Source organism: Nostoc paludosum FACHB-159 (genome assembly GCF_014698835.1).
GTDB lineage: Bacteria > Cyanobacteriota > Cyanobacteriia > Cyanobacteriales > Nostocaceae > Nostoc > Nostoc paludosum.
Genome location: NZ_JACJTU010000044.1, coordinates 52,832 through 62,082, shown reverse-complemented (window position 1 = coordinate 62,082; position 9,251 = coordinate 52,832). Strand labels below are relative to the sequence as shown.

Below are 9,251 nucleotides of genomic sequence, written 5' to 3'. Positions count from 1 at the left end.
CCCACACCTCCCACACCTCCCACACCTCCCACACCTCCCACACCTCCCACACCTCCCACACCTCCCACACCTCCCACACCTCCCACACCTCCCACACCTCCCACACCCCTACATCCTTATTCCATACACCCCTTGACTACGGCGCAATCCCCACTCTAGAGAGTGCTTCACGAACTGGTGCTAAATGACGGTTATGATCGACTCTGACTAATTCACTGGAGTTATATAAATTGCGTAATAGTTGGTTATTTTGTGAGTTATTTAACTTCAGTAAAGCGTTGATGACTCTTTCTCTATCTTGAACGGGAACATCATCATCAATGGCGATCCCGTGAGCAGGAACACCAGAGATTTTATGCACAATCCTTAACTGGCTCTTTTCTTCTGGAGTGATATAAGGAGGGAACAAAGCATATTCGGAAACAACTGCTACATCTGCTTGTCCGCGCACTACTGCTTGCAAAGCTTTGCTGTAATTACCACCGTAAGCAATTTGCCCAAAGAATCCATCCAGGCGATCGCGGTTGGGGACAAATCCCTGCTTAACTAACTCACTCACTGGGAAAATAAACCCAGAACCAGAAGTAGGAGAAGTAAATGCGATTCTCTTACCGCGCAATTGTTCTAAGGTAGCTTTAGCGTTATTCCTAATTTTAAGAGGGCTATTGTTGGGAACGACAAATATTGAGTTGTAAGTGTATCTGCCTGAATAATTGTCTCGTACTTCTGCTAGATACAACTTAGCATTTGCCAATTGTTCAGCCTTTAATGCTGGACGGCTACTTAAAAAAGCGACATCAGCGCGATTTGCTCTTAAAGCTTCTACAGCAGCAGTATCATCACCAATCTGCGCTTTAACGGGAATCTTTAACTCGTTAGACAAAAATTTGGCTACAGCGTTTGCTTTATTTTGCAAATCTGTCGAGTCAGAACGGCTAGGAAAAATTACTGTTAAATTGTTGAGCTTTTTACCTTGGGCAAGTAAGCGTGGTGCTTGTTGATTAGGAAGGGAGTTAGCATTCGTTGTCTGCATTACCCCAAAAGTGGTGGCAACCATACTTGTTAGCACCACAACCGCAGTGCCAGTACCTAACAAGCCCTTTTTACTCACACTCATTTTTAAATCTCCGTTAGGAACTATTAGCAGTATTTTTGATAATTTATATCAACTATCTCGATAATTGAATGTAAAACGTTTAGAAATAAAAGTCAATATTAGCGGATGCTTTATCAACATCAACGCCCACAAGGACATATACCAAGCAGCACAAAGGCTGTACAGCCAAGGTAACCCGACGGATTTGCTTTGTGTCACCGGCTGGTTGTCTGACAATGGCACAAGTGGAGCTGGCGATCGGCGAGGGCTACTGCATCTAAACTTCGTTGACACTCCTGCTTTAGCAATTCCTGATAGGTCTTTTATTTCCTCCTAGTGGTAAATAGAGGACGCTGTAACTGATTGTCCACTGTATTTAATCAGTACACCCCTAGACGAATGATGAATGTGAGGAAATAACTAAGCTAGTAGATACTTGGGTGTTGTTGTTTTGACAAGTAAGTAACCCCTTAACTGCACCATCTCCTTCAACAGCAGATTTATTAGGTGATTATTATTGATATTAATAGTTATTATTCTGGTTTACCGAACTGAAAAATTAGAGTAAACCGTAATATTTTTTCCTGCCTAATTTAGTGCGGCAATCATCAATTCTTTGGTGAGAATAACCGAATTTACAAGACTTATAACCATACTTATTATGAATACATAAGCACAAAACGAAATGCAAAACGATTAAGCAGGAATTATTTAAAGAGAGTAAGAGTTATGGCACTAGTTCGTTACAAACCCTGGCAAGAATTGAACGCTTTAGAACGTCACATCAACCGCTTACTTGGAGATACCAGAGTACCATTTGCACAGTTTGACAGAGATTTTATCAAAGTTCCGGCTGCTGAATTGCATGAAACTGATGATGCTCTACATCTATTGCTAGAACTGCCAGGAATCGACGCTAAAGACCTGGATATTCAAGTCACTCAAGATGCTGTTCATATTAGCGGTGAGCGCAAGTCTGAAACTAAAACCGAAAACAATGGCACTACAAGAAGTGAATTTTACTATGGTAAATTCCAACGTGTAATTCCTCTATCTGCTCGGATTCAAAATACTAATGTCACCGCAGATTATAAAGACGGTATCTTGAATTTGACACTGCCTAAGTCCGAACAAGAAAAGAACAAAGTTGTTAAGGTTAATCTCGAACAACCTACTGCCTAATTGCTTGTAATGCAACTACGAATCCTCCAATAATTGATTTGAGATAGTGAAAGCCCAGTCATCTCATAACTGGGCTTTTTTGTATGCGAACGCTCTTTTTTCCTCGCTTGAATTGGGGCGATGCGTCGGTGGTTTTCATGCTCTTTAAATATACGTATTTTGGCACATCTAAGGGTTGGGGGAATCCTTAAAACAGGAATGAGATAGCAGCTTTGCTCTAAGAGGTTATTTGAAAAGTGGTTGGTTGTGATTTTAGGCACTTTATCGATCCCCCCTAACCCCCCTTTTTAAGGGGGGAACCAAAATCAAAGTCCCTCTTTTTAAGAGGGATTTAGGGAGATCTAGAACGTTTTGCTACCAAAAAGAGGACTTTTCAAACATGCTCTAAGACACAATACCCCGAAAGAGCTTCAGGGTAAATAATGTAGCAATTTGTGGTAAAACAATTAGAGCCTTCAAAAGCAATAATAAAGAACACGATGACACTACTGCCGCAATGTAACCAAACACATCTTAAGCAGAAACTAGATAGATTTTTGCGTCAACCATTTCAAAAAACTTTCTGGGGAATTGTTTGTTTAATAGTTGTGTTTGGTGTTGGTTTGGTGTCTGTAAACGCGGTACAGCCATTACGTGAGCCTCCCCTGTGGCAAGTTTATCAGCAGTCACTCAAAAAAGCCAAATATGTTGACTTGACTCATACCATCGCTCCTTCAATTCCTGTATGGTCTGGTTTTGGTTCATCAAATTTTGCGCCTGCCATCAACCCAAAAACTGGTGAACCATACACTTATCAAAAGGATGGGTTTGAAGCAACTCATTACGATTTATCTACCGATCAGCTAGGAACCCAATTAGATCCACCTGCTCACTGGAGCCCTGATTATCCAGCTATCGATGAGTTGCCAGCGACCTTTGCTGTTCGTCCTTTAGTAATAATTCCGATCCAAGATAAAGTTGCTCTAGACCCCAATTATCATTTGAGTGTCAAAGATATTCAGGATTGGGAACGCAAACATGGCAGGATTCCCCAAGGCTCAGTTGTGTTTGTTCGCTCTGACTGGTCTTCATCATGGCCAAACACCGAACTAGCTACAAGAACTAAGTTTCCTGGGGTGAAGCTAGAAGCTTTAAAGTTTCTGCACCTTGAACGCCAAATTCTTTTCCACGGACACGAACCCCTTGATACAGACAGCACCCCAACACTGGAAGGAGAAGCTTGGCTGTTGAAAAATGGATATACCCAAGCAGAGGGTGTTGCAAATCTAGATCGGGTACCAGAAACAGGGGCATTGATCTCTATTGGGTATCCCAAATTCAAAGGTGGTTTAGGAGGTTATGCACGTTACATTGCTATCTGTCCGCCAAATTGGAAATACGGCGTTTCAGTAGGTCAAATACCGGAGTCTCCCCTGCAAAAAGCAGATAAACCTCTGCATTGGGATACAAAATTGGGTGTACGGGTACGGTGAGATGAAGTAATTGGGTTATTGCTTCTTTTCTACAAGACGCTCTGCGGGTTCGCTTGAATAAAAAGCGATGTCTACTTTCAGGCGTACCCGTCCGCTATAGGCATCGCTCTTGGGTTTTCCTCCCTTGAATAGAGAAGCGATCGCTTCCTCGCCCCCTACAGCTGCTCCATAATCCTCGACATATAAGCAGGGCGAACGCATCTAAATATAGTACATAAATACTAAAGTTAGAAAAAAGGCAGCGATCGCTCTCCTTCACAACCAGACAGTGGGATTAAGACCAGGACTTACGCACTCAGATCCCCCAACCCCCTTAAAAAGGGGAGCCACTGCGGTGGGCGGGTTTCCCGACTTGGAGCAAGTGGCGTGGCTTTAGAAGTTTCCCCCTTTTAAGACTACGGTGAGGATTTCCAAATCAACGCCACTGGCCAACTAATACATAGGGTGCCCAAAAAATTGGACGGTTGTAATTGGGATAGTTTTTTAACAAAGCCACCTGAGCGCGGCGCAAAGCTTCTGCTTTTGTTACTTTAGCTTTAGCTAACTCACGGTAGAACTCACCAATTAAAATAGCAGTGGATTTATCATTAATATGCCACAGTGAAGCTAAAGTACTACGCGCTCCTGCCTTCACGGATGCACCTGCCAGCCCTAGTGTAGCGCGATTATCACCAACAGCAGTTTGGCAAGCACTTAAAACCAACATTTCTAAGCTTTGTGTTTGAGTTTCATCTCGACGACGCAACAAACTATCAAACTGGGTAACATTAATCGGCCCATCGGCAGCAAGTATAAAAGTATCTTCTGCACGAGAACTAAATTGACCGTGAGTTGCCAGATGTAATATGTTAAACGGCGTGGTATTCACCTTATTTTCTAAATTTTTACTATTGAATTGCCGATCTAATAATTCGGTGGTAGTCACTCCTGCTTGGGAAATAAAATTGAATTCTGACTTAATTTCTGGCAGTGGGCGAAATTGCTGTTGAAAGCCTAGTGGCGGTTCTACTAATCCAGCAGCTAGAACGTTGAGTTTTGTTTGGGTTATGGGTTTGGATTCAATCAATTGCAATCCCAAACTCAGAGCAACTGCATACTTTTCCACTAAATATTGCTGACCATCATACAAAGCAGCTATTGGGATATTTCGTAATGCTCCATCCAGTACCAATACTAAGGTATCGACTTTACTGTTTTTTAAATCAGATTCAACAGGTTTAATTAACCAGTTATATACTTGTTGAGACAGTAATTCTACTTCCTCGGTTCTGTCAGGTTGGACGATATACTCCCGGATTTGCTTGAGGGTATCTTCTACTTCAGCTTGTGATTTATCAATTGCATAATGGTACAGGGGTTGTTTGGGAATTTTAACAATTACGTGTAATTGCTGAGGCAGAATAATAGGATAGATAATTGCTGTTGTGGGATTTTCTCGGTCTACCACTGTATCCAACAGAACAGTTTTCCCTTGCAGACAAGCTTCTCTAAAAAAGTCGTCTAATTCTGCTAGTTGCAGTGCTTCCATCCTCTGCCTAGCTTTGTCTAAGTTTTCTTCCCTACGATCGCTTTGGTAGGACTGCAATAATAATTCTACTGATTGTCGATAAACAGGTTCGACACTTTCTTTAAACGAGAATTGCACATCGCGGTTTACAGCTACCAAGTCGCTGCGGAGAGTCTGCAACTCATCAACTGCAATATTATAAGCAGCGATCGCACTGGAAATATTTCCCTGCTGTTTTAATAAGCGTCCTAACTGCCAATGCCAACGATAAGTAATATCTGGTGCATCGATAGCTTGAGCGATGTCAAGTGCTTGCTGGGTAAGTTCCTGAGCCGTTGACCATTGCTGAGTTTGTTCGTAAACACTGCCCAAAGTACCCAAGGCAAAACTTAAAGCTCGCTCATCTCCGATATCTCTAGCTTGTTGTACAGCAGTGGCAGAGATTTCAGCAATTACTAAGGGAGTAGGTTCACCCAATTTCAGCAAGCTTTGAACTAGATAAATCCGGGCATAAATAGTTGCGCTCGATGGTGGTAAATTGGCAAGTTGAGTTTGAATCTCAGGAAATAATTGTTGTGCAGTTGTGACTTGTCCTTTGTTAACGAGCAAACTTAACTGATTAATTTGAGCTTGAATTTTAATAATCGGGTTAGGTGCTACAGTAGCAGCTTGTTGATAAAAAGCGATCGCACTTGCTAAATCTTGCTGTACTCGCGCCCCGTTGCCTAAACTGAACAAAGCAGCACTGACATTTTCCAGAGACTTTAATTTTTGAGCAATTTCTAAACTTTGCTGCAATACCTGACGAGATTGTTGTAAATTTCCAGCTAATTGTAATGCATCTCCAAGCGATCGCAATTCTACAACTTTGGTAATCGAATCGGGTTGCGATCGTAACTCCTCTTGCAATTGTGTCAATAATGTTAAACTGCGACGATAAAATCCCAAAACTTGCCATGCTTGTGCTTGGTTGATGCGAGTCTGGATAATACCATTGCGATCGCCTAATTGCTGATAAATTCCTTCGGCACGTTGCCAAGTTTGCAATGCCTGTTGAGTTTTTCCTAAGTCTAATTGAATACTTCCTTGAATATCTAGAATCGGTGCTAAAACCTTCTGTGCATTTTCTGGGCTTCTTTCCAGCACTTTCATACTTTCAGTAATTACCTGCTGTGCTGGTTTCAATTTGCCCAATTGTTGATATGCCAACGCCAAATTACTTAATGCCACAGCTTGCCCAAGTCCATTACCTTGGTTGCGAAAAGCGATCGCTGCTTGTTGCAATCTCTCTACAGATTCCGCAAATCGTCCAGCATCATAGAGCATTTTCCCTTGTTCAAGCAAATCAGCCCTTTGGACATCAAGAGCCAGCAAAGGTAGCATTGGCATTTTGGCACTGACAGGAGTACCAATAACACACAAAAATGCTGTTACCAACACCAGCAAGAAGAAAATCAGCCTAGAGATTGTACGACGGAATCGCCGGCGATACATTTTGCTACTGCGTTTTAAATTAAAACCGCAAAATTTCTCGGTCATAATCTTCAGGTAAGGGTTGTGTTTCCCAAATCAATCCTTCTCCAGGTTCCAAAATTACTTCTACATACAATACATCTACAGGATTTGTTGCCGTATCTTGATTATTTTCAAAATTTTGTAAGTCTTCAGTTAGCAGCCGCAGCGCCAAACCAGCCGGAATTTGTCCACCAGGAATTGTACTGCGTAATTCAAAGCGCCAAATCCTGTCTTCAGATGCTCCTTGCGGTAAAATACGTAACTCGTATGTATTACCAGCAATGGTTAGTTGGCGAGACAAGCCAATAACTTCTGTTCCACTCCTCATTCCTGCTGGTGCTAAGATAAATTCCTTTTTTACCCATCCCAACTGCTGAGCTAAATTTGTTACTTGGGTTTGGAACCATTGGGGAATTGATTGTTGTTCCGCTAAACCTTGACGGCGATCGCATAATCTTTGTCGCCAGCCGCCATTTGCCAAAAATGCACCCCAAACTGAAAATGGCACAGCTAAACGAGGAAATTTCACCTCAGGATTGCCTAACCGTTCTAATAAGTTTTCTGCTTGGGTTGTGGGAATAGATGCTAAAGGTGTAATTTCTGAGCGTAAAACTTCGTCACAATTTACTTGACGGCTAACCCACAGCACATTCAAATCGGCAATTAAATCTTCGACATCCAGGCTGTAAGTCCGGTCAACAGTATCATACACTCCTTTGGTTTTCAAATTGTGATGAGTGGTGTAGCCAATAACTTTTATCCAACCATCATCAGGATTTACCTGTATTCCTACGTAGTAGTCAGCAGCCCACTCCGAAATATCTACCCATTCTTGCTGCACCCGCAATTCATCATCATCAACCGCTAAAGTAGGAATCAATACAAGGCGAAAACCAGCAAAAGCGATCGCACTCCCATTAACTACCTCCCAAAAACTGGGTAATGCAGCAGAGTTAGGATAAATTTTTGCTTCTGGCGCGATTTCTTCGCAAAACCAAGGTAAAAATGCTTGTAGACAAAGTTGATTAATTCTAGCGCGTTCACAACCACCAGCCGTCGAGTACAGCGGCTCTTGTACCTGTGAAGATGCGGGAATTTCTAGGTACAACTGGTGTGAGTCAATGGTCAATGAATCAGGTGCGTAGAACATAATGGGTAATTAATCAAGAACCGTTAGGCGTTGGGAGTTAGGAGTTGGGAGTTAGGAGTTGGGAGTTAGGAGTTAGGAGTTGGGAGTTAGGATTTATTCCCCTTGTCCCCTCTGCCCCTCTGCCCCTCTGCCCCTCCGCCCCACTCGACTTTGAGCCATTCCTCCAAGCCTGTATTTATGTCTTCTATTACGTTGGATTTCAGGGAAATATGCAAAGTATTTTGACTCCACTGGGTAACAGTCAGCAGTAATGATTTTTTAATACTGCTCAATTTCCGGGAGACATTGTATTGTTTGATGTTTAGCTGTGTGGCAATTTCTTGTTGCGTGAGTTGCTGAATGTAGTAACCTTCGAGTAATTTTTGTGATTGAGTATCCAGGGCAGCGATCGCTTGCTGTAAAACTTGGTTTAATTGATGTTGCTGCGATCGTACATTCGCCGCTTCTTCCTGTTCGAGAAGTTCTGTAAGTCCAGTTGTTTGGTCATCCTTAGATAATATATCTAATAAATTACTATCCTCTGAGTCCTTGAGAGGAGCGTCTGCGGAAACCATCTTGGGGTAAAGGAAGGCGCGGGCGGCTTTGGCAGAGGATAATAGCCATTTTTCAATAGTTTGCTCGTTGACTGCGGGAGTGGGCGAACTCAATTGCTTCAAACGTTCGGCATTGTAAAGCTCAGTAATTGCTTGCCAAGTTACAGCATTTGGTTGGTTAAGCTGGCGAATTTTTGTGTTACCAGCAGTGTGAAGTTCCTTAAAACATTCCCAGGCTAAAACATGAGTCTCGATGTTTTGAGAGTTAAAGCCGGAATTTTGTAATGAATTTACTAATCGTTTGCGGCTGAGTTTATGCAACAGTGCCCAGTCCGAGCAAATGTCTGCTTCCTGGCGTAAACGGATTGCATCCTTGAGAACCCGCTCAAAAGCTAATTGTGCATAGTTCTTTAAATGCGAACTATATTCAGGGTTGAAACTTTTCAGGATTTTTGGCACATTAGCGATCGCCACCTGGAAGCAGTCACTTACAGATAACTGCGTCTTAAAATTGAGGGCTAATTTTCTCGCAACCCAGTAACACACCTCTTGTAAATAAGCACAAAGATGTCCCACAGCTAGAGAACTGGGTTGATTGTGCCAAATATTATACCAATAAATTGCCCAAAACCTATCTGATTCTTGTTTCGGAGACTGTTCCAGGCAATTTTTAATACTGCGTCGCAGTTTAGCATCTGTTACCCAACCACTAAATTGCTCTACATCAAATTGCACAAACGTAGAAAAAATTTCAACAATGCCCTGACGCGGTTGCATGGAATACTTGCTGTTGTTG

At 42.3% G+C, this 9,251-nt stretch carries 8 protein-coding genes; 3 read left to right on the top strand and 5 right to left on the bottom strand.

Features of this window, described 5'->3' with window-relative positions; translation table 11 throughout:
* Positions 1-136: 136 nt before the first annotated feature.
* A complete protein-coding gene (locus H6H03_RS30295; protein WP_190958748.1) occupies positions 137-1,117 on the bottom strand; it encodes a phosphate/phosphite/phosphonate ABC transporter substrate-binding protein in 981 nt (326 codons plus the stop codon).
* A gap of 64 nt (positions 1,118-1,181) precedes the next feature.
* Here H6H03_RS30295 and H6H03_RS30290 point away from each other — a divergent pair, with 64 nt between their 5' ends.
* The 3 genes from H6H03_RS30290 to H6H03_RS30280 all read left to right on the top strand — a co-directional run bounded on the left by H6H03_RS30290 (position 1,182) and on the right by H6H03_RS30280 (position 3,750).
* Positions 1,182-1,433, top strand: coding sequence for a DnaB-like helicase N-terminal domain-containing protein (locus H6H03_RS30290; protein WP_190958755.1), 252 nt, complete (start codon positions 1,182-1,184; stop codon positions 1,431-1,433).
* Between the two features lie 392 nt (positions 1,434-1,825).
* Positions 1,826-2,278, top strand: a complete 453-nt coding sequence (locus H6H03_RS30285) for an Hsp20/alpha crystallin family protein (RefSeq protein ID WP_190958747.1) — start codon at positions 1,826-1,828, stop codon at positions 2,276-2,278.
* Positions 2,279-2,757: 479 nt separating this feature from the next.
* Positions 2,758-3,750 (top strand): cyclase family protein, encoded by a 993-nt coding sequence (locus H6H03_RS30280; RefSeq protein ID WP_190958746.1) that lies wholly within the window; start codon positions 2,758-2,760, stop codon positions 3,748-3,750.
* A 15-nt stretch (positions 3,751-3,765) separates the two neighbouring features.
* Here the strand turns inward: H6H03_RS30280 and H6H03_RS30275 are convergent, their stop codons facing one another.
* The 4 genes from H6H03_RS30275 to H6H03_RS30260 all read right to left on the bottom strand — a co-directional run bounded on the left by H6H03_RS30275 (position 3,766) and on the right by H6H03_RS30260 (position 9,232).
* Complete coding sequence (locus H6H03_RS30275) at positions 3,766-3,951, bottom strand: hypothetical protein (RefSeq protein ID WP_190958745.1); 186 nt, start codon at positions 3,949-3,951, stop codon at positions 3,766-3,768.
* Positions 3,952-4,165: 214 nt separating this feature from the next.
* Positions 4,166-6,751, bottom strand: a complete 2,586-nt coding sequence (locus H6H03_RS30270; RefSeq protein ID WP_190958754.1) for a CHAT domain-containing protein — start codon at positions 6,749-6,751, stop codon at positions 4,166-4,168.
* Between the two features lie 19 nt (positions 6,752-6,770).
* Positions 6,771-7,922 (bottom strand): DUF1822 family protein, encoded by a 1,152-nt coding sequence (locus tag H6H03_RS30265; RefSeq protein ID WP_190958744.1) that lies wholly within the window; start codon positions 7,920-7,922, stop codon positions 6,771-6,773.
* Between the two features lie 86 nt (positions 7,923-8,008).
* Positions 8,009-9,232, bottom strand: coding sequence for a sigma-70 family RNA polymerase sigma factor (locus tag H6H03_RS30260; protein WP_190958743.1), 1,224 nt, complete (start codon positions 9,230-9,232; stop codon positions 8,009-8,011).
* Between the last annotated feature and the right edge of the window lie 19 nt (positions 9,233-9,251).